24 protein-coding genes are annotated in these 24209 nt (G+C 61.6%); 12 read left to right on the top strand and 12 right to left on the bottom strand.

Annotated elements, in window-relative coordinates:
• Window positions 1–22: 22 nt before the first annotated feature.
• The 5 genes from PQR27_RS31365 to PQR27_RS31345 form a co-directional block, all read right to left on the bottom strand.
• Window positions 23–247 carry a hypothetical protein gene (locus tag PQR27_RS31365; protein ID WP_408527448.1) on the bottom strand — a complete coding sequence of 75 codons (225 nt, stop codon included), beginning with the start codon at window positions 245–247 and terminating at the stop codon, window positions 23–25.
• Between the two features lie 281 nt (window positions 248–528).
• Entirely contained in the window at window positions 529–732 is a 204-nt protein-coding gene (locus PQR27_RS31360) for a cold-shock protein (protein ID WP_012428559.1), read from the bottom strand.
• A gap of 294 nt (window positions 733–1026) precedes the next feature.
• Window positions 1027–1662, bottom strand: coding sequence for a LysE family translocator (locus PQR27_RS31355; RefSeq protein WP_408527447.1), 636 nt, complete (start codon window positions 1660–1662; stop codon window positions 1027–1029).
• 558 nt (window positions 1663–2220) lie between these two features.
• Window positions 2221–2406: a hypothetical protein gene (locus tag PQR27_RS31350; protein WP_408527446.1), complete on the bottom strand. Its 186-nt coding sequence runs from the start codon at window positions 2404–2406 to the stop codon at window positions 2221–2223.
• A gap of 6 nt (window positions 2407–2412) precedes the next feature.
• Complete coding sequence (locus PQR27_RS31345; protein WP_408522999.1) at window positions 2413–3354, bottom strand: IS5 family transposase; 942 nt, start codon at window positions 3352–3354, stop codon at window positions 2413–2415.
• Window positions 3355–3676: 322 nt separating this feature from the next.
• Here PQR27_RS31345 and PQR27_RS31340 point away from each other — a divergent pair, with 322 nt between their 5' ends.
• Genes PQR27_RS31340 through PQR27_RS31320 form a run of 5 tightly spaced genes read left to right on the top strand, consistent with a single transcriptional unit; the run spans window position 3677 to window position 7718 of the window.
• Window positions 3677–4450 carry a GntR family transcriptional regulator gene (locus tag PQR27_RS31340; protein WP_408527445.1) on the top strand — a complete coding sequence of 258 codons (774 nt, stop codon included), beginning with the start codon at window positions 3677–3679 and terminating at the stop codon, window positions 4448–4450.
• Entirely contained in the window at window positions 4447–6180 is a 1734-nt protein-coding gene (locus PQR27_RS31335; protein ID WP_408527444.1) for a fumarate reductase/succinate dehydrogenase flavoprotein subunit, read from the top strand. The genes PQR27_RS31340 and PQR27_RS31335 overlap by 4 nt, the downstream gene beginning before the upstream one ends.
• Window positions 6181–6189: 9 nt before the next feature.
• The gene (locus tag PQR27_RS31330; RefSeq protein WP_030102639.1) at window positions 6190–6435 is read left to right on the top strand and encodes a 4Fe-4S dicluster domain-containing protein; all 246 of its coding nucleotides are present in this window, start codon (window positions 6190–6192) and stop codon (window positions 6433–6435) included.
• 9 nt (window positions 6436–6444) lie between these two features.
• Window positions 6445–7443, top strand: coding sequence for a HEAT repeat domain-containing protein (locus PQR27_RS31325; RefSeq protein ID WP_408527443.1), 999 nt, complete (start codon window positions 6445–6447; stop codon window positions 7441–7443).
• Complete coding sequence (locus tag PQR27_RS31320; protein WP_408527442.1) at window positions 7440–7718, top strand: DUF971 domain-containing protein; 279 nt, start codon at window positions 7440–7442, stop codon at window positions 7716–7718. The genes PQR27_RS31325 and PQR27_RS31320 overlap by 4 nt, the downstream gene beginning before the upstream one ends.
• 156 nt (window positions 7719–7874) lie before the next feature.
• On the opposite strand, the gene pcaG is transcribed toward PQR27_RS31320, so the two are convergent.
• Both pcaG and pcaH read right to left on the bottom strand, forming a co-directional pair.
• Window positions 7875–8462, bottom strand: coding sequence for a protocatechuate 3,4-dioxygenase subunit alpha (gene pcaG, locus PQR27_RS31315; RefSeq protein WP_408527441.1), 588 nt, complete (start codon window positions 8460–8462; stop codon window positions 7875–7877).
• Window positions 8463–8465: 3 nt separating this feature from the next.
• Window positions 8466–9170, bottom strand: a complete 705-nt coding sequence (gene pcaH, locus PQR27_RS31310) for a protocatechuate 3,4-dioxygenase subunit beta (protein ID WP_408527440.1) — start codon at window positions 9168–9170, stop codon at window positions 8466–8468.
• 107 nt (window positions 9171–9277) lie between these two features.
• Between pcaH and pcaQ the strand changes: the two genes are divergently transcribed.
• Together pcaQ and PQR27_RS31300 are read left to right on the top strand one after the other, a co-directional pair.
• Window positions 9278–10294 (top strand): pca operon transcription factor PcaQ, encoded by a 1017-nt coding sequence (pcaQ, locus tag PQR27_RS31305; protein ID WP_408527439.1) that lies wholly within the window; start codon window positions 9278–9280, stop codon window positions 10292–10294.
• Window positions 10295–10498: 204 nt separating this feature from the next.
• Window positions 10499–11632 carry a 4-hydroxyphenylpyruvate dioxygenase family protein gene (locus PQR27_RS31300; protein WP_408527438.1) on the top strand — a complete coding sequence of 378 codons (1134 nt, stop codon included), beginning with the start codon at window positions 10499–10501 and terminating at the stop codon, window positions 11630–11632.
• Here the strand turns inward: PQR27_RS31300 and PQR27_RS31295 are convergent.
• Complete coding sequence (locus PQR27_RS31295) at window positions 11629–12561, bottom strand: LysR substrate-binding domain-containing protein (protein ID WP_408527437.1); 933 nt, start codon at window positions 12559–12561, stop codon at window positions 11629–11631. The genes PQR27_RS31300 and PQR27_RS31295 overlap by 4 nt on opposite strands.
• A gap of 168 nt (window positions 12562–12729) precedes the next feature.
• On the opposite strand from PQR27_RS31295, the gene PQR27_RS31290 reads away from it, so the two are divergent.
• Window positions 12730–13767 (top strand): DUF1338 domain-containing protein, encoded by a 1038-nt coding sequence (locus PQR27_RS31290; RefSeq protein WP_408527436.1) that lies wholly within the window; start codon window positions 12730–12732, stop codon window positions 13765–13767.
• Window positions 13768–13816: 49 nt separating this feature from the next.
• Window positions 13817–16828, top strand: coding sequence for an FAD-binding and (Fe-S)-binding domain-containing protein (locus PQR27_RS31285; RefSeq protein ID WP_408527435.1), 3012 nt, complete (start codon window positions 13817–13819; stop codon window positions 16826–16828).
• A 27-nt stretch (window positions 16829–16855) separates the two neighbouring features.
• Here the strand turns inward: PQR27_RS31285 and PQR27_RS31280 are convergent, their stop codons facing one another.
• Window positions 16856–17494 carry a helix-turn-helix domain-containing protein gene (locus PQR27_RS31280; RefSeq protein ID WP_408527434.1) on the bottom strand — a complete coding sequence of 213 codons (639 nt, stop codon included), beginning with the start codon at window positions 17492–17494 and terminating at the stop codon, window positions 16856–16858.
• Window positions 17495–17775: 281 nt separating this feature from the next.
• On the opposite strand from PQR27_RS31280, the gene PQR27_RS31275 reads away from it, so the two are divergent.
• Window positions 17776–18429 (top strand): ureidoglycolate lyase, encoded by a 654-nt coding sequence (locus PQR27_RS31275; protein WP_408527433.1) that lies wholly within the window; start codon window positions 17776–17778, stop codon window positions 18427–18429.
• A 114-nt stretch (window positions 18430–18543) separates the two neighbouring features.
• Here the strand turns inward: PQR27_RS31275 and PQR27_RS31270 are convergent, their stop codons facing one another.
• The 3 genes from PQR27_RS31270 to PQR27_RS31260 all read right to left on the bottom strand — a co-directional run bounded on the left by PQR27_RS31270 (window position 18544) and on the right by PQR27_RS31260 (window position 21340).
• A complete protein-coding gene (locus tag PQR27_RS31270) occupies window positions 18544–18831 on the bottom strand; it encodes a DUF4148 domain-containing protein (protein WP_408527432.1) in 288 nt (95 codons plus the stop codon).
• 175 nt (window positions 18832–19006) lie between these two features.
• On the bottom strand, window positions 19007–20089 hold the full coding sequence (locus PQR27_RS31265) for an aldose epimerase family protein (protein ID WP_408527431.1): 1083 nt from the start codon (window positions 20087–20089) through the stop codon (window positions 19007–19009).
• 33 nt (window positions 20090–20122) lie between these two features.
• The gene (locus PQR27_RS31260; RefSeq protein WP_408528364.1) at window positions 20123–21340 is read right to left on the bottom strand and encodes a XylR family transcriptional regulator; all 1218 of its coding nucleotides are present in this window, start codon (window positions 21338–21340) and stop codon (window positions 20123–20125) included.
• A gap of 273 nt (window positions 21341–21613) precedes the next feature.
• On the opposite strand from PQR27_RS31260, the gene xylA reads away from it, so the two are divergent.
• Together xylA and xylF are read left to right on the top strand one after the other, a co-directional pair.
• Window positions 21614–22936: a xylose isomerase gene (gene xylA / locus PQR27_RS31255; protein ID WP_408527430.1), complete on the top strand. Its 1323-nt coding sequence runs from the start codon at window positions 21614–21616 to the stop codon at window positions 22934–22936.
• A 172-nt stretch (window positions 22937–23108) separates the two neighbouring features.
• Entirely contained in the window at window positions 23109–24137 is a 1029-nt protein-coding gene (gene xylF / locus PQR27_RS31250) for a D-xylose ABC transporter substrate-binding protein (RefSeq protein ID WP_408527429.1), read from the top strand.
• Window positions 24138–24209: the final 72 nt, after the last annotated feature.

Below are 24209 nucleotides of genomic sequence, written 5' to 3'. Positions count from 1 at the left end.
TGCTGGAAGTGGGCGATGACGCTTAGCCGCGCGTATCGACCCAGCGGCGTGCCCAGCGTGCCGAGTGCTGCAAGGCCTGTTCTTCGCTGGTGAAGTAATCGAGCGAATAGAACTGGTAGCGCCCTTCGGCACGCGCGCTGTCGGCGCGTTCGAGCAGTAGGTTGGATGAAAAACTACCGTCGGGCAAGCGATGCGCCGAGGGTTGGACGGCGTAGCCGTTGTAGTAATGAATTTGTTTAGTTTGCATTTTATTTTAATGATGTTCGAGTGCGCGCATGCCGTGCGAATCGTTGTACGAATCACGCGGACGAGCTGATTCAAGCCATTGCGAGCCGAATCTTGACGCAGTCGGAAAGCGAAAAAAGGGCGTTGAAGCCGGAGGGGAGAATGAGGTGCAACGAGGCGTTTGGCGCTTGAGCTAGCCGCTGAGATGCGGCTAAAAGCGATCGCGCCAACTGTGGGAGACGAAGCTCCGCGAGGATGTCGCTGCAGCCCGATGTCCGTTGCCGGACACCGAGCCCTTCAAACTTACAGCGGCTTGATGTTAGCCGCTTGCAGACCCTTCGGGCCTTGCTTCGTTTCGAAGCTCACCTTCTGATTTTCAGCCAGCGTCTTGAAGCCGTCGCCGCTGATTTCGGAGAAGTGCGCGAACAGGTCGTCGCCGCCCTTGTCCGGGGTGATGAAGCCAAAGCCTTTGCTGTCGTTGAACCACTTAACGGTACCGGTATCCATGAAGAATCCTTGAGTAAAAAAATAGAAAATTTGCTCTGTTCAGAGCGCGTGAAGCGTCAAGGAGGGAGAGGACAACGAATACCGCTGAGGAGCGAGACATTGATGAACAGCAATCGAACTTCTTGAACTTCGGATGCCACAGTAACCGTTGGGGTGGGTTAGCGTCAACTCTTATCTTGTAACTGTTTCACTGCGCGCTCTTTTTAGAGCGCAGCGTTTGGCTCGCAGGACGATGCGGCCCTGGTTCCCGCGCGCGGGGTGTCGGGCCGCACGCCGGATTGGAGGGCTAACGTTTCAGATGCCCACTTTATGTGCGGTGAGGATCAGGCGCAATCCGAGCGCTGCAACTGCGCTTGCGGCGACGCGATCGATCCAGGCTTTCCACTTCAGATAGATTTCGCGGGGCCGTTTGCTTGAGAAGCATAGCGCGACGACGGTGTACCAGCCGGCCTCGATGGCGAAGATCGCGGGCGGCAGTGCGAAGTAGCACCACAGTGGTGGATGTTGCGGCAGCAGTGCCGCGAAGATGCTGCCGTAGTAGACGGCGGTTTTCGGATTGCTGAGTTGAGTGCTCAAACCGATCCAGAAGGATTTGCGCACGTTGGTGGCGGCGGCTTGCGCGGCATCGAACGCGAGTGGTTTGGCTGCGCCGCGCCAGATTTTCGACGCAAGGTAGATCAGGTATAGGCCGCCGGCTACTTTCAGGCCGATGTATAGCCACTCGACGGTGGCTAGCAATGTGTAGAGGCCTAGCAGCGCAATGCCACTGAAAAATACACCGCCGATGCCCATGCCAGCCGCGGTTGCGAGGCCGTCGCCACGGGATAGGCCGATCGCATTGCGGGCGACGATCACGAAGCTGGGACCCGGGCTCATCGCGCCTAGAAGTAGCGCGGCCAGGATGGTGATGATGGCTGTTGAGGCTGACATATTGGGGCTCCTGCGGAGGCTTGAGGTTTGGAACATAGTATAAGAGGGATGGGTTTGGTTTTTGCTTTTTGCCTTTTGCGGCGGCATTTCCTTGTGCCTGCGGCGTTGGCCTTTCCTTGTTTTCTTATTGGTTTATTAGCGTTCCCCCTGTGCGGGGGCACCTACTTTTCTTTGCCGGCCGCAAAGAAAAGTAGGCAAAAGAAAGCGGCTTCAAACCGCCAATTCTTAAGCGGGTCCCCTGGCTTGGAGGGGCCGGTGGTGCGATTAACGGATCACGCCTCGCTCAATCAGGGTCTGTGACACAGCCGTCATCCGCTCCCACTCCGCACTGCGTGCGTCGCGGATGGGTCTGCCAGGGAAACCGGGTGCTTCGTTTGTGCGTGGCGGGGGCCATCGGCTTCGCCTCGGCGAGGCGCCGAAACACACCAGTGGTTTGATGAAGTACCGCATCGGCGCGCGCAGCGCCGCTGGAAGCATGACGGCCTGGTCACTCGGGCGGGAAGGTGCGCAGGCTCACTCTCTACGGAGCCACGATCCCCTCCAAGCCAGGGGACCCACTTAAGAATTGGCGGTTTGAGCCGCTTTCTTTTGCCTAGGAAGGTCTGAACAACCCGTTTTCTGCTTGGGATTTTTAACTGGCACACTCAGAGTGAAGATCGCGCCGTCATTCGCACTGAGTTGAGCCAATACCTGTCGCGTCTTGTCATTGGCGCTGCGCCCGTGCGGTTCGTTTTCGTCCTTCATTGCGCTTCACAGCGTCTTGCGCGCCATCCAGAGATTGGCCAGCGCGAACTGCGTTTCGATCTGCGCCGTGTTTTTCGCCAATCCCCGATACCGTGCCTTCAGATATCCAAACTGACATTTCAGCACCCGAAACGGGTGCTCCACCTTCGCTCTCACGGCCGCTTTGAGCCGCTCGATCTCGTCGTAAATCTTATCGATTCGTTTGCTCCTGTCCAGCTTTCGCCGCTTGCTCGGCCTCATCGCGACGTGCCACTGAACCGCACCCGTTTCGCCTCGCTTCTCGATGCCCACATAGCCCGCGTCGGCAAATACAACCTTCTCCTTGCCGTGCAGCAGCGCGTGCGCCACGGTGATGTCGTGAACGTTCGCCGGCGTGCACTTCACCGTGTGCACCAGACCCGATTCGGCATCGACTCCGATATGCGCCTTCATGCCGAAGTACCAGCTGCCTCCCTTTTGCGTCTGGCTCATCTCGGGGTCCCGCGTGCCGGGCTTCTTCGTCGAATTGGGCGCGGCAATCAGCGTCGCGTCGACCGCCGAGCCCACCTTGAGCATCAAGCCCTTCGCCTGCAGGATCTCATTGACCGTCGCCAGCATGCTGACCGACAGTTCATGAGCCTCGAGCAGGTGCCGGAACCGCAGGATCGTGCTCTCGTCGGGCAGCCGCGTCATGCCAACGTCCAGCAGCGCGAACTCCCGATACAGCGGAATGTCGTGCAGCGCCTCCTCCATCGCCGGGTCCGAGAGACTGAACCACTGTTGCATGAAGTGAATGCGCAGCATCGTCGCAATCGGAAACGGCGGGCGGCCAGTCTTGCCTTTAGGGTAGTGCGGCTCGATGAGCGCAATCAGTTTCTGCCACGGCACCACGCGTGTCATCTCGTCGAGAAATTCACGCTTGCGGGTGCGCTTCGTTGACAGATCCAGACCAAGACCAAGTTGCGTCATCACGTCACTCCTTGAATTCCCCTGCTCCCAGGATAGTCCACGCTCACGTCAACGCCAGGACTTTTGCAGACATTCCCCTACTTTTCTTTGCGGCCGGCAAAGAAAAGTAGGTGCCCCCCCGCACAGGGGGAACGCTAACAAACCAATAAGAATGCAAGGAAAGGCCAACGCCGTAGGCAAAAAGAAGACCCCCATCGCCAAGAGGCAAAACCCCAAAATCACCAAACAAGAAATACAAACAACAAAAACATAGTTCCCCGCAGGGGCCTCCCCCTTCTATGCTGTGCTTCATCTTGTCATAACAAGTGAAGAAGGCAACACCATGCCGACCCCCATCACGGTACTGCACGCATCCAAACCCCCGCTCTACGAGCAGATAAAATCCGACCTTCGCGCCCGGATCCTCAATGGAACCTACGCCCCCCACTCGCAGATGCCGTCTGAAAACGATCTCTGCGCGATGTTCAGCGTCAGCCGCATCACCGTGCGGCAAGCCCTCGGCGATCTGCAAAAAGAAGGCCTCGTCTTCAAACTGCACGGCAAGGGCACCTTCGTCTCCAAACCGAAAGCCTTCCAGAACGTCAGCGCCCTGCAGGGCTTCAGCGAAGCCATGTCGTCAATGGGCTATGAGATCGTCAACGAACTCAAACACGTGCGCTTCATTCCGGCCACCGCGCAGATCGCCAGCCGTCTGAAGCTGCCGGAAGACGCGAAAGTCGCCGAAATCCACCGCGTGCGTTTGCTCAATCGTGAACCGGTCTCGCTAGAAATTACCTGGGTACCCGAATCATTGGGCAAACGGCTGGCAGGCGCGGATCTCGTCACGCGAGATATTTTCCTCATCCTCGAAAACGATTGCGGCGTGGCGCTCGGGCACGCGGATGTGTCTATCGACGCCATCCTCGCCGACGATGAAATCGTCGAGGCATTGCATGTCGAAGAGGGCAGCCCGGTGTTGCGCATCGAACGTCTCACGCATGGCGCGGACGGCACACCGATCGACTACGAATACCTGTATTTCCGCGGCGACGCGTTCCAGTACCGCTTTCGCATCGACCGTCAGAAAGAAAAGAACTCCGCGAGGAAGAGCAAATGAATACGCATGTAATCGAGTACGACCTGGTCGTGGTCGGCGGCGGAACAGCAGGGCCCATGGCCGCCGTCAAAGCGAAAGAACAGAACCCCAATCTGAAGGTCTTGCTGCTGGAAAAGGCCAACGTCAAACGCAGCGGCGCCATTTCAATGGGTATGGACGGCCTGAATAACGCCGTCATTCCGGGCCACGCAACGCCCGAGCAGTACACCAAAGAAATCACCATCGCCAACGATGGCATCGTCGATCAGGCCGCCGTCTACGCATACGCACAGCACAGCTTCAAAACCATCGAGGAACTCGATCGCTGGGGCGTGAAGTTCGAAAAAGACGGCACCGGCGACTACGCGGTCAAGAAAGTGCATCACATGGGTTCGTATGTTCTGCCGATGCCGGAAGGTCACGACATCAAGAAAGTGCTGTACCGCCAGCTCAAACGCGCCCGCATCGCCATCACCAATCGCATCGTCGTCACGCGCGTGCTCACGGATGCTCAAGGGCGTGCCTGCGGCGTGCTGGGATTCGACTGCCGCACAGCGGATTTCTATGTGGTGCGCGCCAAGGCCGTGATTCTCTGCTGCGGCGCGGCAGGCCGGCTCGGGTTGCCGTCGTCCGGATATCTGATGGGCACCTACGAAAATCCGACCAATGCCGGCGACGGCTACGCCATGGCCTATCACGCCGGCGCTGCACTCGCGAATCTCGAGTGTTTCCAGATCAACCCGCTCATCAAGGACTACAACGGCCCCGCGTGCGCTTATGTGACGGGTCCGCTTGGCGGCTTCACGGCGAACGGCAAGGGCGAACGCTTCATCGAATGCGATTACTGGAGCGGGCAGATGATGTGGGAGTTCTATCAGGAACTGCAAAGCGGCAACGGTCCCGTGTTTCTGAAGCTCAATCATCTCGCTGAAGAAACCATCCAGACCATCGAGCAGATTCTGCATACGAATGAACGTCCGAGCCGGGGACGCTTTCACGAGGGACGCGGCACCGATTACCGTCAGCAGATGATCGAGATGCATATCTCGGAGATCGGTTTTTGCAGCGGCCATAGCGCTTCCGGCGTCTATGTGAACGAGCGCGCGGAGACGACGGTGAACGGCCTTTACGCCGCCGGCGACATGGCCGCGGTGCCGCACAACTACATGCTCGGCGCATTCACCTACGGCTGGTTCGCCGGTCAGAACGCCGCGCAGTACGTCGACGGACGCGAACACGCGCCGCTCGACAATGCTCAGATCGAGGCCGAACGAAACCGCATCTACGCGCCGCTCGAACGCGAATCCGGTCTGGCCCCGGCGGAGGTCGAGTACAAACTGCGCCGCATGGTCAACGACTATCTGCAACCGCCGAAGGTCACGCGCAAGATGGAAATCGGCCTGCAACGTTTCGCCGAAATCGCTGACGACATCGACCAGCTCCAAGCCGATAACCCGCACGAACTGATGCGCGCGGCCGAAGTGCGGGCGATTCGCGACTGCGCGGAAATGGCGGCGCATGCGTCGCTTTATCGGACCGAGAGCCGTTGGGGCCTGTATCACCATCGCGTCGATTATCCGCAGCGCAACGACGCCGAGTGGTTCTGCCACACGCATCTGCGAAAAGACGGAAGTGGCCGCATGGTCAGCGAAAAACGCGCGGTGCAGCCGTACGTCGTGCCGCTCGACGATCACGAAAGTCACGCCTATCAGAACCTGCGCATTGGCGAGCCCGCGCTCGCCGACGCTTGAGGAGCCGTCATGTCCACGACACCGCACAACATTTTCCAGCGCAGCGCCGCGCCCGTCACGATCGATGAAGACAAATGTATCGCCGACAAGGGCTGCACGGTCTGCGTGGACGTCTGTCCGCTCGATCTGCTCGCGATCGACCTGACCAAAGGCAAGGCCTATATGAAGTTCGACGAATGCTGGTACTGCATGCCGTGCGAAAAGGATTGCCCGACCGACGCGGTCAGAGTCGACATCCCCTACCTGCTGCGCTGATCCTTGCCCATGACCGACACTTCACTACCGTTGACGTTCGACCCCGAGTCCCTCGATCCAGAGGCGGCGCAACTGCTGTCACGCCTCGCGTCCGCGGACGCTGCCGTGCGGCGTATCGCACTGCTTGGCCTCGCCGATCTCGAAGACGAAGCGGTGCTCGCACCGATTGTCGCCGCGTTGCAGGATGACGTATCCGCCGATGTGCGCGCCGAGGCCGCACAAGTACTCGGTGCATGGGAGCGCGCCGACGTGGTTCAGGCGCTGTGCGCCGCCTTGGCCGATCCCGCCCACGAGGTGCGGGACGCTGCCGCGCAGAGTCTGTCGCAACTGAAAGATCCGCAGTCGGGGCCGCTGCTTGCCCCTTGGGCGGCCCACGCCGATGCGTTCGTGCGTCGTGCCGCGCTCCGTGGTTTGCGCGAGTTGCGCTACGCCGGGGCGCTTGAACCTGCGCTAAACGCATTGCAGGCAAGCGAGGCTGCGGTGCGCCTGGAGGCGGTCAGCGTGCTCGGCTGGCTGAAGGACGCGAGCGCGCTTGCCCCGTTGACCACGCTTGCCGCACACGACCCCGATGCCGAAGTGCGGCGCGCGGCGATTGGCGCGTTGGGCGGCGCGACAGCGGCGAGCGAGCCGACCGTGCTGGCTTTGCTGAGCGCATTGCGCGACGCCGCATGGCAGGTTCGTGAAGAAGCGGCGACAACCCTCGGCAAACTTAAAGCGCGCGCTGCACGCGAAGCCCTCACCACCGCCCTCGACGACGAGTACTGGCAAGTCCGTCTGCAAGCCGTCCGCGCGCTCGGCAAACTGCGCGAGCGCGAGGCATGGGCAGCGGTCGCGGCATTGCTGACGCACACGATCAGCAACTTGCGCAAGGAGGCCGCCCTGGCGCTTGGCGAACTCGGCGACGTCGCGGCGCTGCCGTCCCTGCAGTCGGCCAGCACGGACGCCGATCCGGAAGTGCGCAAAGCGGTGCGCATCGCGCTCACGCAGATCGGGCAGGCCAACTCATGAACGTTCCCGAGCGCGTCGAGATCGACATGACGAGGCGGCGACTCTCACTGAGGTGGAACGACGCCGACGTGCAACTCATCGACAACACTACGTTGAGAGAACGCTGCCCCTGCTCGACGTGCCGCCGGCTGTCGCTGGCAGGAACGGTTGTGACTGCTGACAAAGACATTGCGATCGTCGATGTGCAATCAATGGGCTACGGCGTGCAGCTCGTATTCAGCGATGGCCATGATCGGGGTGTTTACCCTTGGGCCTATCTGAGCGCGCTGCGCTGACCGAGCTGACCGACCGGCCGGACGAAGAATCCGGCACGCGCAAAAAAAGCCCGCACAAGGCGGGCCTTAACTAAAACTCGGAGTTTCGCGATCCAGTCGCTAGACGGATCGCTTTCAGTGTATGTGAAAGCGATATGAAAGTGTAGGAAATCCGCGTTACAGGTCGAAAAATACGGTTTCCTTATCGCCTTGCATATGGATGTCGAAGCGATACACGTTGGCCGTATTCGGCTCGCGGCGCGCGATCAGCGTGTCGCGGCGGTCCGCGGGCACGGCCGCCAGCACCGCATCGCCTTCGTTGGCTTGCGCTTCGTCTTCGAAATAGACGCGGGTAAACGTGTGCAGCAGCATGCCGCGCATCGTCACGATCACGTTCAGATGCGGCGCTTCCTGCGGGCTCGCGCGGCCGGGTTTCACCGTTTCCACGACGAAGCGTTTGTGCGGATCGGTCCCTGTGCCGACGCGGGCGAAGCCGCGAAAACCGCTGGCTTCGACTTCCGCGCGCGATGCCGGATAGTGCCCTTGCGCGTCGACTTGCGACACTTCGAGCATGGCGTCGCCGATCACCTTGCCGTCGCCGTCGAACACCTGGCCAACGATCGTGATGTGCTCGCCGGCCGCTTCACGATCTGCGAGAACGGGCGTGAACAGGCTCTTGAAGTCGAAATCATATTGCTGCGGGCACAGGCCGTAGGCGAAGTACGGTCCAACCGTTTGCGAGGGCGTTTGCTTGAGAGTGGTCATGGCTTAGCGCTCCATCGGGGTTTCGTTGCGGCCGCGCAGCACGATGTCGAAATCGTAGCCGAGCGCGTAGGCTTCTTTCGTGGTGTCCAGCGAGAAGCCCGCAATCAGGCGCTCACGGGCATGCTCCGGCGTGCCCTGGAAAATTGGGTCGAACGCCAGCAGCGGGTCGCCGGGGAAGTACATCTGCGTGACCAGGCGCGAGCCGAAATGGTCGCCGAAGAGCGAGAAATGGATATGGTTCGGACGCCATGCATTCGGGTGATTGCCCCACGGATAGGCGCCCGGTTTGATCGTCAGGAAGCGATAGCGGCCGTCGTTGTCAGTGATGCAGCGGCCCGCGCCCAGGAAGTTCGGGTCGAGCGGCGCGTCGTGCTGATCGGCTTTGTGCACATAGCGGCCGGCCGCATTGGCTTGCCAGATCTCGACCAGCGTATTGCGCACCGGGCGGCCACCTTCGTCGAGCACGCGGCCCGTCACGATGATGCGCTCGCCGAGCGGTTCGCCATTGCGTACCGCGTTGCGTGTCAGATCGTGATCGAGTGCGCCGAGGTCGTCGGTGCCGTAGACCGGCACGCGCTGGTCGCGCAGCTTTTCCTTCAGCGGAATCAGCGGACGCGTCGGGCCGCGCTTGACCGATGAACCGTAGCCCGGATAGACATATTCGGGGTGGGACGCGAAGTCGCGCGCGGTGAGAAAGGAATCGTCCATCTGTGTCTCCTTCGAGGAATTGTGGGATAGAGCGTATGGAGCGACTTTATCCAACCTGAGAAGTTATGCAAAATGACGTTTTCGCCCGATTCGTATAACCTCCCGTTATGCAACGCAGCCTCGCGGACAGCCGCGTCAAATTCCGTCATCTCCAGTGCTTTCTGGCCGTCGCGCAGTTTGGCGGCGTGCAGCGGGCGGCCGAGAGTCTGTCCATCACGCAGCCCGCGGTATCCAAGACGGTCGCCGAACTCGAGGCGATTCTCGGCGTGAAGCTGTTCGAGCGGGGCCGCCACGGCGCCGTGCCGACTCGCGAGGGGCAGCTCTTCATGCCGCATGCGAGCGCCTGCGTGAGCGCGTTGCGCCAGGGCGTCGACCTGCTGGCGCGCGCGGAAGGCGAGGCCGCCGCTACACTGGACCTCGGCATCCTGCCAACGGTTGCCGCTGCGCTGATGCCGCCGGTGCTGAAACTGTTCGCCGCGCATTGGCCACGCGTGATCGTGCGGCTCGCAACCGGCGCCAACCCCGAATTGCTCGAACGTCTCAAAGCGGGCACGATCGAATTCGCGATCGGGCGTCTGGCGGACCCGGAACGGATGGTCGGGTTGAGCTTCGAACAGCTTTTCAGCGAACCGCTGGTTGCCGTGGTGCGCGCCGGCCATCCGTTGGCGCTAGGGCCGGGTTTGCCGGCGACGTCGCTGGAAGATTTTCCGGTGGTGCTGCCGCCGTTCGGCACGCTGATCCGGCAGTCGGCGGAGAGCCTGTTGACCGCGTGGGGCGTGCCGCCTTTGTCGGGGTTTGTCGAAGTGCTGTCGGTGTCCACGGGGCGGGCCCTGACGCTCGGCAACGACGCAGTGTGGTTCGTGCCGCTGAGCGCCGTCGAATATGAGCTGGCGCACGGCATGCTGGTGCGGTTACCACTGCCCTTCGCGGGTACGGACGAACCGGTTGGACTGATCCGGCGCTCGGATACGCAGCCTTCGCCAGTGGGCCGGGCGCTGATCGACGCAGTACGCGAGGTGGCCCGGCAGCGCATGGAGGCGGCTGCCGGCAAGCCCGCGGTCAAGCGCGCGTCAAAACGTGGGCAACGTGGCCAACGTGGCCAACGTGGGGTGCTGAAGCCGTGAGGTCCACGGCTTCAGCATGCGTGAACCATTCAGTACAAAATGTAGGTTGCGAATGCCCCGCGACCCGGTGTACAAACACGGTGCAAAAGCTATCGCGAGCCATGTTGCTGCGGCACACCACGCGCGCGGTGTCACACTGTCCACCTATGACAGCTTGCGTCGAACACTAGGATCAGCGTCGAAAGACTGTACAAGGAGATTGCCATGCCCAGCGACTTGCCCACTCCAGACACCGCGCTACGCGCCGTGTCGGTTCCTGAGCACAATCCGCTCGGCACCGCCGGCCTCGAATTCGTGGAGTTCGCCGCGCGCGAGCCACAGGTGCTGAGCGAGATCTTCACGAAACTCGGCTTCAAGGCGATCGCGCGCCACATCAGCAAGGACGTCACGCTGTATCGCCAGGGCGAGATGCAATTTCTGCTTAACGCCGAGCCGGATTCTTTCGCGGCGCGCTACGCCGAAGAATACGGCACCGGCATCTGCGCGATCGGAATTCGCGTGGCCGACGCACAGCGCGCCTTCGATCGCGCGATCGAACTCGGCGCGTGGGCGTTCGAAGGCGAGCGGCTCGGGACTGGCGAGCTGCTGATTCCAGCGATCCAGGGCATTGGCGACTCCCACATCTATTTCGTCGACCGTTGGCGCGGCCGTGGCGGCCAGCGCGGCGGCCTGGGCGACATCTCGATCTTCGATATCGACTTCCGGCCCATCCAGATCGATACCGCGCACGCCGATCTGAGCCATGCGGGCACGGGCCTCGTCGCGGTTGATCATCTGACGCAAACGGTCGGCGAGGGGCGGATGCAGGAGTGGCTCGATTTCTATCGCGACCTGCTCAATTTCCGCGAAATCCACGAGTTACACGCGAACTGGCATGTGTCGGCGGAATCGCGCGTGATGGTGTCGCCGTGCGGCGCGATCCGTATTCCGTTGTATGAGGAAGGCACGCGCCGCACGGCGCTGATGCACGAATATCTGCCGGATCATCCGGGCGAAGGCGTGCAGCATATCGCGCTCGCCACCGACGATATCTTTGCGTGCGTCGAGCAATTGCTGGCGAACGGCGTCGAATTCGTCGAGCCGCCGCCGCGCTACTACGAGCAGCTCGGTGCCCGTTTGCCCGGCCATGGGCTCGACGTCGAACGGCTCAAGCGCACGCACGTTCTGGTGGACGGCGAGATCGGCGCCGACGGCGTGCCGCTCCTGTTCTTCCAGACCTTTGTGCGCCGTCGCGCAGGTGAGATTTTCTTCGAGATCGTGCAGCGGCAAGGTCACCACGGCTTCGGCGAAGGCAATCTGAGCGCGTTGGCGCAGGCCCGCCAGCCGGCCGGCGCCTAGTCGGAATCGCGTTTGGCGGCGAGTTCGGGATTCACCGCGCCAAACGCGGCGGCTTCCCGCAACAGCCAGTCGCGGAAGCTGGCGAGCGGTTTGCCGTGGCTCAACTCGGTCGGATAGACGAGGTAGTACGCCGAATCGGCAACCGCGGGCGCGTCGAGCGGCATCACGAGTCCGAGCTGCTCGAGTTGTGCGTCGACAAAAAAGCGCGGCACCAGCGCAATGCCGAGGCCGGCCGCGGCGGCGCTAATCAGCATTGTGTGGAGTTCATAGCGCACGCCTTGCATGGTGCGGTTGTCGTCCACGCCGAGGTTGGCGAACCATGCCGCCCAGCCGTCGGGCCGCGTGGTGGAGTGCAGCAGCGGATAGTCCAGAAGATCGGCGGCGGATGACACCGGCTGCTTCAGAAGACTCGCCGCGCACACCGGCACGACCTCTTCGCGGAACAGAAAATCCGCTGACGTACCCGGCCAGGTCGGCTTGCCGTAGTGAATCGCCGCTTCGAAATGCGTATCCGCGAACGGGAAAGTGCCGGTCCGCACGCCCATATTGACCCGCACATCCGGATGCTGCGCGTTAAACGCCGCCAGCCGCGGAATCAGCCATTGCGACGCGAAAGTCGGCAGCACCGCCAACTCCAGATAACCGCCGCCGCTGCCGTGCGCGATGATCGACAGCGTGTCGCGGTCCAGTTGCTCCAGCGAGCGCCGCACCTGCGCGCTATAAACCTTGCCCGCCTTGGTCAGCACCACGCGCTGTTTGACGCGCACGAATAGCCGTACACCGAGATTCGTCTCCAGCGTATTGATCTGCCGGGACACCGCGCTTTCGGTGAGAAACAGCTCGCGTGCCGCATGCGTGAAGCTTTCGTGCCGCGCGGCGGCCTCGAAAGCAAGCAGGGCGCCCATGTTGGGGATCTTGAACTTTCGCACGATGATTCCAAAAACGCATCAAGTGGCGATTTTATCTCGCTTTACGGCGACCTCGGGGATTTGAATAATCTCGTCTTCAACGATGCCGCGCTTGTGCCTTGCAGCCGCGCCCATTAATCCGCTGCAAGCACCCGAACGCGTACTGACCGCGCCACGCCGAGAACCGATATGCGAAACCTCAAGAATGCGAATGTCGAACAACTGTTGCTGAAACTGCTGGGTCCCGACAAGACCGCGGTGCTATTTGCCACGTTGAACCATCCGCAGATTCTTAACGAATGGGAAGACGGCGTGGTAACGCGCGCCGAACTCGCCCAGGCGATGAATATGGCGTTGTTCGAAGACCTGCTGGCGCGTTCGGCGAACGGCCGCGTGTACACGCAGGAGACGATTGCCGCCGGTGGCAGCGTGTACTTCGACCACGGCGCGTTGCGCACCGTGCGCTGGGCGCACAGCGGCGCGCTGCCGCCGGGTGAAGCCGCCTTCGCGCGCATCCTGCGGCCGCTCGGCTTCAGCATTAACGGCCGCTATCCGCTCGACCGCCTCGGCATGACCGGCCGCGCGTGGGCGCACGACGACGCGCCCGACGAGATTGCGCAGTTCTTCGTCAGCGAATTGCATCCGGAGCGCTTTTCAGCGGGGTTCCAGCAGGCCGTGACGAATGTCATCGGCGCTTCGCGCGATCCGTTGACGCCGCAAGCCGTGGCTCAGTTGTGGGAGCTCGAACGCGAAGGCGTGCTGCCGCTCGACGCGGCACACGCGTTGCTGCCGGTGATCGTCGGCGCATTTGCGCGGCAGCACGAGACGCCACGCGAGGCCGATTACGAAGTATTGTTGAAGGAATCGGCGGAAATGGCGTGGATCGCGACGGAAGGCAACGCCTTCAATCACGCCACCGATCGCGTCGCGGACGTATTCAAACTCTCCGACGACGAAAAGGCCAAGGGCCGTCCGATGAAGCCGGAAGTCGAGCGCTCGCGCTCGGGCCGCGTGTTTCAGACCGCGTATCGTGCGGACATCGTGCGGCGCGAATTCCGTGCGGCCGACGGCAGTCTCGTGACGCGCGAGGTGCCGGGTTCGTTCTACGAATTCATCACGCGCAAACGCACGTTCGATCAGGACGCGCGCCGCTGGGAAACCGACCTGCGTTTCGACGCGGGCAACGCCCAGGGCATCTTCAGGATGACCGCCAGTCAGGCGGCGTGAGCGTGGGGCTGCGGCACAAGACGGTGGGCCCGAACACATGAGAGGCGCAGTGGGAACGTCAATCGATGAAGAGCAGAGCGCGAACATCCACGCGTCAGACGATGCGGCGCACCGCGGCTTGCAGAAGCCGAGCGTCGCCACGCCTTTTGCCGGCACCACCGCGTTGATGCAGGCGCTCGAAGCCGACTTGCGCCGCAGCGTGCGTGGCGAAGTGCGCTTCGATCAGGGCTCGAAAGCGGTGTATGCGTCGGATGCATCGAACTATCGGCAGGTCCCGCTTGCTGTCGTCGTGCCAGCGGACGTCGACGATCTGCTTCAGACGCTCGCCACCTGCCGTCGCAACGACGTGCCGTTCCTCGCGCGCGGCGGCGGCACATCGCAGAACGGCCAATGCGTGAACGTCGCGGTGATCGCCGACGCGAGCAAGTATGTGAACCGCGTCGTCTCGATCGATCGCGCCGCGCGTGTGGGCATCGTGGAGCCCGGCGTGGTGTGCGACACCTTGCGCGACGCCGCCGAGCAATACGGCCTCACGTTCGCGCCCGATCCCGCCACGCACAGCCGCTGCACGCTCGGCGGCATGATCGCCAACAACTCGTGCGGCGCGCATTCGGTGATGGCCGGCAAGACCGTCGAGAACATTGAGGCGCTGGAAATCGCGACCTACGACGGCGCGCGTTTCTGGGTCGGCCCGACTTCGGACGACGAACTTCAACGCATCATCGCGGCAGGCGGCCGTCAGGGAGAAATCTACGCGGCGCTCAAACAACTGCGCGACACTTACGCCGATCTGATCCGCGCGAAATTCCCGCAGATCAAGCGGCGCGTGTCGGGCTTCAATCTCGATCAACTGTTGCCCGAGAACGGCTTTAACGTCGCGCGTGCGCTGGTCGGCACCGAGGGCACGTGCGCGCTGACCTTGCAGGCGAAAGTGCGGCTCGTGAAGAGTCCGGCGAAGCGCGTGATCGTGGTGGTGGGCTTCACCGATATCTACACCGCGGCGGACGCCGTGCCGCATTTCATGCGCTTTTCGCCGATCGCGATCGAGGGACTCGACCGCGCGATCATCCGCGGCTTGCAGGCGCGCGGTTTGAAGAAGGACGAGATTGCGTTGCTGCCGGCGGGCGACGCATGGGTCGTGCTCGAATTCGGCGCGGATACGCAAGACGATGCCGTGCGCCAGGCGCAAACCGCCGCGGCATTTTTTGCTTCGGGCGAAGCCGGGCCGAACGTGTCGGCGATGCTCGTCGAAGACCGCGCGTTGCAGGCGAAGGTGTGGTCGATCCGCGAGACGGGGGCGTCGGCGGTGGCGTTGTCCGTCGATGCCGGCACGCCTGATCCGATGGTCGGTTGGGAAGACGCGGCGGTCGATCCACTGCGTCTCGGCGATTATCTGCGCGCGTTTCAGGCGCTGGTGGATCGCTACGGTTACGAAACCAGTCTGTACGGTCATTTCGGCGATGGTTGCGTGCACGCGCGCATTACCTTCGATCTACGCAGCGCCGCAGGTGTTGCGACATGGCGAAAGTTTCTGCGTGAGGCGGCGGAACTGGTGGTCGAATTCGGCGGCTCGCTATCGGGCGAACATGGCGACGGCCAGGCCAAGGCCGAGTTTCTGCCGATCATGTACGGCCCAGAACTGATGCAGGCGATGGAGCAGTTCAAGGCAATCTGGGACCCGGCCAACCGGCTGAATCCCGGCAAAGTCGTCCATGCCTATCGTGTCGACGAAAACCTGCGGATGGGGCCAACGTACAAGCCGGTCACTTTGCAAACGAAGCTGACTTTCGCCAGCCAGGAAGGCGACGGTTTCCAGCGCGAGATCGAGCGATGCATCGGCATGGGCAAGTGCCGTTCGCTCGACGGCGGCACGATGTGCCCGAGCTATCGCGCGACGCGTGAAGAGAAATATTCGACGCGTGGCCGTGCGCATCTGTTCTGGGAAATGCTCCAAGGCGATGTGATCGCGGACGGCTGGAACAGCCGCGAAGTGAAAGAGGCACTCGATACCTGTCTCGCGTGCAAGGGCTGCAAATCCGACTGCCCGACGCATACGGATATGGCTTCGTACAAAGCGGAATTTCTTTCGCATTACTACGAGACGAATCGTCGTCCGCGCGAGGCGTGGTTCATGGGACGTATCGGCGAATGGGCGCCGTGGGCGGCGCGCTTTCCGCGTCTGACGAACTTCATGACGTCGGCGCCGGGGTTGTCTTCGGTGGGCAAGTGGATCGCGGGTGTTGCGCAAGCGCGTGAATTACCGAAGTTCGCGACGCACACCTACCGGCAGATCGCGCGGCGCTCGCCGCAGGCAGAGCGTGACGCTCGTAGTCGTGGCGAGGTCAAGAAAGTCATCCTGTGGGTGGATACCTTTAACGATCACTTCACGCCCGAGATCGCGCAAGCTGCTGCCGATGTGTTGACGCAATTGGGCTGGCACGTCGTGTTGCCCAAGAACCGTTTGTGCTGCGGGCGTCCGCTGTATGACTTCGGCTTGCTCGACCGTGCGCGTGAATTGCTCACGCATATTCTCGACGATCTCGCGGACGATATTGCCGCTGGCGTGCCACTGGTCGGTCTCGAACCCGGATGCTTATCCGTGTTCAAGGATGAACTGCTGAAGCAACTCCCCGGTCACACGCTGGCCAAAAAGCTGTCGGCGCAGACTTTCCTGTTTTCCGATTTTGTCGCACGCCAGCCGTTCGATTGGCCGACGCTCGCCGCCGATGTGATCGTGCATGGGCATTGTCACCAGAAGGCGCTGTTCGGCATGCAAGGCGATACCGCGCTGCTGAACAAACTCGGCGTGAAGTGGAAATTGCTCGACACAGGATGCTGCGGCATGGCGGGATCGTTCGGTTTCAACGACGAGCATCACGCGCTTTCAGAAAAGATCGGCGAAGACACACTATTTCCAGCCGTGCGCGACGCCACGGCGGCGAATGCCGCAACGATCGTGCTGACCAACGGCTTTAGTTGCCGTGAGCAGATCGAGCAGGGGACCGGGCAACACGCGCTGCATATCGCGCAACTGGCGCAGCGGGCGCTGGCGGCGCGATAAAGCGCCGCGCGTTCACGGACATGGACGCTATTTTTTAGGCGTATCGGCTGGCGCGACTGCCGCGACCGGCGGGATGTCGGCGCTGGTCGCCATCCACAAGACTTCCGCGTCTTCGTCGCTGGTGGAGACCGCGGCGTGGCCGGTGCGGCTGTCGAAATACAGGCTGTCGCCGGCGTTCAGATGCGTTGGCGCGTACAACTCCGAATAGAGGCACACGCTGCCGCTGATCACGTACAGGAATTCTTCGCCTTCGTGGCGTCCCCAGTCGTCGAACGCGTCGAGCGTGTGCGCGGAGATGCGGATGCGGAACGGCAGCATCGCCTTGTGCGCCAGATCGGTGGCGAGCAATTCCATCTGGTAGCCGCGATAGGCGTGGCGCTGGCCCGCGTCTTTGCGCGTCAGGGCACGCCGGCCGCTGGCGCTGACTTTCGGCGTGGAGCCGAACAGCTCACCAATTTCGATCTTCAGACCAAGGACGATTTTTTGCAGAACGTCGAAAGTCGGCGACATCAGGCCGTTTTCCACTTTCGAGAGCGTCGAGCGCGACACGCCGCACAGGCGGCTCGCGGTTTCCAGGGTCAAATCCTGCGCCTGGCGGGCGGCGCGAACCCGGCGGCCGAGGTCGGTGGTGGATTGATCGACGGGTTTCGTGAGGTGGGTGTCCATGGGGTCCAGCGTCTTGATTGCGCGCCTTGAAAGGCGGGTCGTGTTTCCGATAATAACATTTGAGTGGGCGGGCGGCGGTTGGCCGCCTTAAGGCGGGCATGCCGGTCGTTCAATGGACGCCTCGCTGGCGACGAGTGGATCGAACGGCGTTTCTGGTGGAATAGTGACCAACTTTTCCCATCGGAAACGACGGGAAGTCTCGATCGCTCGAGTTGCTCGAGCATCTGTGGCCGGATGGTCGGCTCGTGTAAACTAAGCCGATTTCCCAAGAAACTATGGCGATGTCCCAAGAAATCGACTATCTCAACCCCGCCCTTCCTGCCGGCCTTCGGCGCGTGTCAATGCCCGTGGTCGACGCCACCCCTGCAACGCTTGATGGATTTGGCCGGCTCGTGACAGATCCGAGCGAGTGCCCGATCGAGATTGTGCGGTGGCCGGCGCTCGGATCAAGGCCCGTAGACCCCGGAACCGGTGATGAAGCAGGCACCACCGAAGGCACGTTTGTCAGCGAATGGCGCGGGGACATTCTCTACGGTCGCAATGAAGCCGTGGGCGGCAACTACATTCTCGCGTACGCGAAAGAGCCTGAAGCGGCTCGCGACGACCACGCCAATGCGCCAGACCGTATGTTGCTGTGGCACGCGAACTACCACCCCGACGGCGGACAACTGTTGTTTCCGCTCGACCACCGCCCGTTCTACGTTCCACTGGCCTTGCCGGGGGACGACGTTACGCCGGAGAAGTTCGTGTGCTTTCGCTTCGATGGAAAGCAGGGTCTCTACATTCATCCAAACATCTGGCATGAAGGTGTGTTCACGCTTGAAGGGACGCAGCGGTTCTTTGACAAGCAGGGCGCCGTCCACGCGCGCGTCTCTGTCGATTTTGCGCGGGAGTTCGATTGTCTTCTTGAGGCACCGATCGCGAGCGGCGCGTAAGCGCGCACACGTCCATTAAGTACGCTTGCGAGCGCATGTAAAACCATGCGCTCGCATTAGACAACGCAAAGACAGCAGCGCGACCGCCATTCTCGGACCATCGTTCACTGACGCTTACTGATTGTTGTTCGTCGGATCGGCACTGTGACCCGATTGCGACGAACCGCTTACAGCGGGCCCATAGCTGGTCGCGTTTTGCGCGGCAACGCGTGCTTCGGCGGCCTGAATATCCGCGGGGTAGGTTGCGTCGGTTGCGACAGCAGGCTTGTAACCCGCTTTTTCGAGCTGGACCAACTGGGCTTTCACTTCCGCGCGCGTCAGCGGCTGTTCGGATTGCGCGAACGACACCACCGGGGCTGCAAGAACGATTGCCAGTGCGACTGCTTTAATGAGCGATTTCATGACGCTTCCCTCCAAGGATTGTTTTATGTAGCGCCACAACATGTGTGCGGCGACCTATGGAGAGATTCTAGGAAGCGGATGCCCCAGGGGAAACCCCTAATCACGGAATTCAGTGTTGCAGCAAACGATAAGTCGGCGTTATGTAATGGCACGCATAGGGATATGAAGGATTACTTCAGATTCCAGAACGTACGCCGACCCTGTACGTCGTCACCTGACGGTACGCATTACCGGCCCGTACGATGACCGTTTCCTGATCAGCCATATTGAGCTGATTGGGGTAGCCACCCGCTTCGAGACATAAGCCGGCGTGCGGTTGATACGCGACGCCGCCGCGACCCGCGTCGCCATTCAACCAGTTGCCGGTATAGAACTGCAGGCCGCGCTGGTCGGTCGAGACGGTCAATTCGCGTCCGCTGCCCGGGTCGTAGGCCCAGGCCACCTCGCGCACGGTTGGCGTGCTTGCTGACAACGCGCCAGACGTGTCGCGCAACACGTAGCAATGATCGAAGCCCTTAGCCGTCGCCAGTTGCGCATGCGGCCAGTCCAGACGCGCGCCGATCGGTGCGCTTTGCCGGAAGTCGAACGCATTGCCGGCGACTTCGGCGAGCTTGCACGGAATCATCGCTGAGTCGACCTCGAAGAACTGGTCCGCGTCGATCGACAATACGTGACCGCGAATGTCGATGCCTGGACGTCCTGTCAGGTTGAAGTAGGGATGACTCGTCAGATTGAGCGGCGTCGGCGCATCGGTCACGGCCTCATAGGCGATGGTCAGCGTGCCGTCGTCGTCGAGCGTGTAGCGCACCTGCACCGTCACGTTGCCGGGAAAGCCGGCGTCGCCTTCGGGCGAGTCGAGACGCATGACCAGTGCACCGTTGTCTTCGCTCACGTCCCACAGCGCACGATGAAAACCCAGTGTGCCGCCGTGCAGCAGGTTCGAGCCTTCATTGCGATCGAGCGTGTACTCGATGCCGTCGAGCGTGAAGCGTGCGTCGGCGATACGGTTGGCCCACCGGCCGATCAGGCCGCCCATATAGGTGGTCGCCGCGACGTATTCGGCGGGGGTGTCGTGGCCGAGCAGGATATCGCCCAGACGTCCCGCGCGGTCCGGCGCGAGCCACGAGACCAGTGTCGCGCCGAGATCGCTGATGGCGACCTTCATGCCATGCGCGTTGCGCAGCGTGAAGAGCCGCACGGGATCGCCGCCGGGCAACGCGCCCCAGGGCTCAGAAGAAAGTGGTGCGATGCTGATCATGTCGTCGGTCGGGATAAAGGAGAAAAGGCACGCTCAGCCCGGCGCTACCGTCGAATTCGCTCGTTCCTGATATTCGCGCGGCGTACAACCGAGTTCGCGGCGAAACACCGCGTACATGTACTGCAACGACGTGAAGCCGCAACGGATGGCCACTTCGGCGCTCGACGCGTCGCGTCTGGCAAGCAGTGCTTTGGCGACATCGAGTTTGTGGCGCAGGATTTCCTGATGCACCGTGCACTGCAGTTCGCGCCGGAAGTACTCTTCAAGCGACGATCGCGACACGCCGACATAATCGGCAACCTGTTCGGTGCGAATCCCCTGGCAGGCGTATTGCCGGATAAAGTGCCGGGCACGCATCACATACGGGCTTGCGAGCGGCTGGTGCCTGGTCGATTCGAGCACGTTGATGCCGACCGGCGGCACCAGAATGCGTCGCCCCGGAAAACGCGCGCCACGCAGCATCTGATGCAATAGGTGGGCGGCCGTACGACCCATTTCGTCGGTACCCTGAATCACCGACGAAAGCGGTATACGGGTCAGCGTCCGCGTGAGCGGATCGTTGTCGATACCGATGATCGCCACTTCTTCCGGCACGGGAATACCCGCGATCAGACAGGCCTGCAACAGATGCCGGGCGCGGGCGTCAGTCACGGCGATGATGCCGACCGGCTTGGGCAACTGCCGCAGCCACGCGGTGAGTTGCTCGGTCGCCTGATTCCACGACGGCGCGCTGGTGGACAGACCGCGATAGATCTCGGTGTCGATCTGCTCGGCGCTGTGGCCGTCCGCTTTGCGCAGATGCGCGAACGCAAGTTCGCGTTGCTGGGCCCAGCGATTCTCCTGCGCTTGCGGCAGGCTATACAAAGCGAAGTGCTCGAGCCCTGCGCCGATCAGATGCGTGTAAGCGAGCGAGATGAGTTTCGCGTTATCGGTAGCGATATAGGGTAAGTCCGGAGGGTAGTGCGCCGGATCTTCAAACGACGAGCCCACTGCTACCACCGGTAACGGACAATCGCGCAACGCTTCGCCCACTGCGGGGTCGTCGAAATCCGCGATGATACCGTCGCCGTCGAAGCGCTCGATGCCCGTGAGCCGGCACCGGAAATCCTCTTCCAGGAAGAGGTCCCACGCCACGCGTGTGGACAGCAGATAGTTGCCGATGCCGGTGATGATCTCGCGGTCGTACACCTTGTTCGCGTTGAACAGCAGGGCGATCCGATGGGTCGTCTGTGGTGTTTGCGGGCGGGTCATGGTGGTGGGCGGCGCGCGGATCGGCAGACCCGTCACGCCATCGTCTCCTGTTGAGTGCGCCCGGAAGGCTGCACCGTTTTTTAAGCGTCTGGTTATTCTAGGCCCCGAATCTCTCGCCGGTGCGAAACAAACGCGCGGGCGGTAAGAAACATCAAGCACGCTGCGCAATTTCGCAATTGCCGAGGCATCGTGCAAGCGTCAGCATGGCGTCACCTTGTCGGCCGATGCGGCAATGTCGCGTGGGTTGCAATGCAGCATAAACAGGAGACGCTGATGTCCTATTTCGAACACATTCCCGAGATCCGCTACGAAGGCCCGCAATCGGATAATCCGCTTGCGTATCGCCACTACGACAAAACCCGGCATGTACTCGGCAAGACGCTAGAAGAACACCTTCGCATTGCGGTGTGTTACTGGCATACCTTCGTTTGGCCCGGCGTGGATATTTTCGGGCAAGGAACATTTCGGCGTCCCTGGCAGCAAGCCGGCGATGCGATGGAGCGGGCGCATCAAAAAGCCGATTCGGCATTCGAACTGTTTTCTAAGCTCGGCACACCGTACTACACGTTTCACGATACCGACGTCGCACCGGAAGGCGCGAGTCTGAAGGAATACAGCGAGAATTTTTCCCGCATTACGGACTATCTGGCGCGCAAGCAGCAGGATAGCGGCATCAAGCTTCTGTGGGGCACGGCCAACCTGTTCTCGCACCCGCGTTACGCGGCGGGCGCCGCGACCAGTCCGGATCCGGAGATCTTTGCTTTTGCCGCCACTCAGGTGCGCCACGCGCTCGACGCGACGCAACGGCTTGGTGGCGAGAATTACGTATTGTGGGGTGGCCGCGAAGGCTACGACACGTTGCTCAATACCGACCTGCCGCGCGAACGCGACCAGTTCGCCCGTTTTCTCCATATGGTGGTCGACCACAAGCACAAGATCGGCTTCAAAGGTGCCTTGCTGATCGAACCGAAGCCGCAGGAGCCGACCAAGCATCAATACGACTACGACGTCGCGACCGTACACGGCTTCCTGCTGCAACACGGCCTGGAGAAAGAGATTCGCGTGAATATCGAGGCCAATCACGCCACGCTGGCTGGCCACTCGTTTCATCACGAAATCGCCACGGCGTTTGCGCTCGGTATTTTCGGTAGCGTCGATGCGAATCGCGGCGATCCGCAGAACGGCTGGGATACCGATCAGTTCCCGAACAGCGTCGAGGAACTCACGCTCGCTTTCTACGAAATTCTCAAGCATGGCGGCTTTACGACCGGCGGCATGAACTTCGACGCGAAGGTGCGGCGGCAGAGCGTGGACGCGGAAGATCTGTTCTACGGTCACATCGGCGCAATCGATAACCTCGCGCTCGCCGTCGAGCGCGCAGCGGTGCTGATCGGGAACGATCGTCTCGAAGCGTTCAAACGCCAGCGCTACGCGGGCTGGGATACGGAATTCGGCCGCAAGATCCTGTCGGGTGATTTTTCGCTGTCGACGCTGGCCGCGGACGCGTTGACGCGCGGCCTGAATCCACAGCACGCGAGCGGTCATCAGGAGCAGCTGGAAAACGTCGTGAACCAGGCCATCTACAGCGGACGCTGACGCGCGTCGCAGTGCCCGCCGCGAACGGTGGGCAGTCACACATTAGAAGAATCGCGCGGCCACGTTGACCGCGCGACAAACAGGAGCTTTGGGTTGTCGCTTGTCCGGCTATGCGGCTCGCAGCGCAGGCCGTCCAATCCGGTATTCCGGCTATTACAAGAAGGAGACAGATATGAAATTCGCAACGCGCCGTACCGTTCTGAGTTCGCTCGTATGTGGAGCGGTGCTCGCCAGCCTGTCGCTTGTTGCGCCGCTCGCGCACGCAAGCAAGGATCATCCGGAAATCGGTTTCTGTATCGACGATCTGCGCGTCGAGCGCTGGTCGCGCGATCGCGATTATTTCGTTGCAGCAGCGGAAAAGCTCGGCGCGAAAGTGTCGGTGCAATCGGCCGATGCGAGCGAGGAGCGGCAGATCTCGCAGATCGAGAACCTGATCTCGCGCGGCGTCGATGTGATTGTGATCGTGCCTTTCAACTCGAAGACGCTGGGCAACGTGGTTGCCGAAGCGAAAAAAGCGGGCATCAAGGTGGTCTCATATGACCGGCTGATTCTCGATGCCGATGTGGATGCGTATATTTCGTTCGATAACGAAAAGGTGGGCGAGTTGCAGGCGCAGGGGGTCTTCAACGCGCAGCCGAAGGGCAACTACTTCCTGCTGGGCGGCGCGCCGACCGACAACAACGCGAAAATGCTGCGCGAAGGCCAGTTAAAGATATTGAAGCCCGCGATGGATAAGGGCGATATCAAGGTCGTCGGTCAGCAATGGGTGCCTGAGTGGAGTGCTTCGACCGCTTTGCGTATCGTTGAAGACGCACTGACGGCGAATAACAACAAGATCGATGCCATCGTCGCGTCGAACGACGGCACGGCGGGCGGCGCGATCCAGGCGCTCGCCGCGCAACATATGGCCGGCAAGGTGCCGGTATCGGGTCAGGACGCCGACCTCGCCGCAGTGAAGCGCGTCATCGCCGGCACGCAGACCATGACCGTGTACAAGCCGCTCAAGCTGATTGCGGGCGAAGCCGCCAAACTCTCTGTCGCGCTTGCGAAGGGCGAGAAACCGGCTTTTAACTCGCAATATGACAACGGCAAGAAGAAAGTTGACACGGTGTTGCTGCAACCCACCTTGCTTACCAGGAGCAATGTCGATGTAGTCGTCAAGGACGGCTTTTATACCCAGGCCCAGCTCGCGAGCCAATGAGCGTAACGAGTGTGCGGCGGGGGTCGGTGCGTGTTACGCGCATCGGTTTCGCCGCGCGCCTTGCAGCGAGGC

This window comes from Paraburkholderia fungorum (genome assembly GCF_046027215.1).
In the GTDB taxonomy this organism is placed as follows: Bacteria; Pseudomonadota; Gammaproteobacteria; order Burkholderiales; family Burkholderiaceae; genus Paraburkholderia; species Paraburkholderia fungorum_D.
Note: the sequence above shows the minus strand (reverse complement) of the source record. Positions and strands in the feature narration are given on the sequence as shown.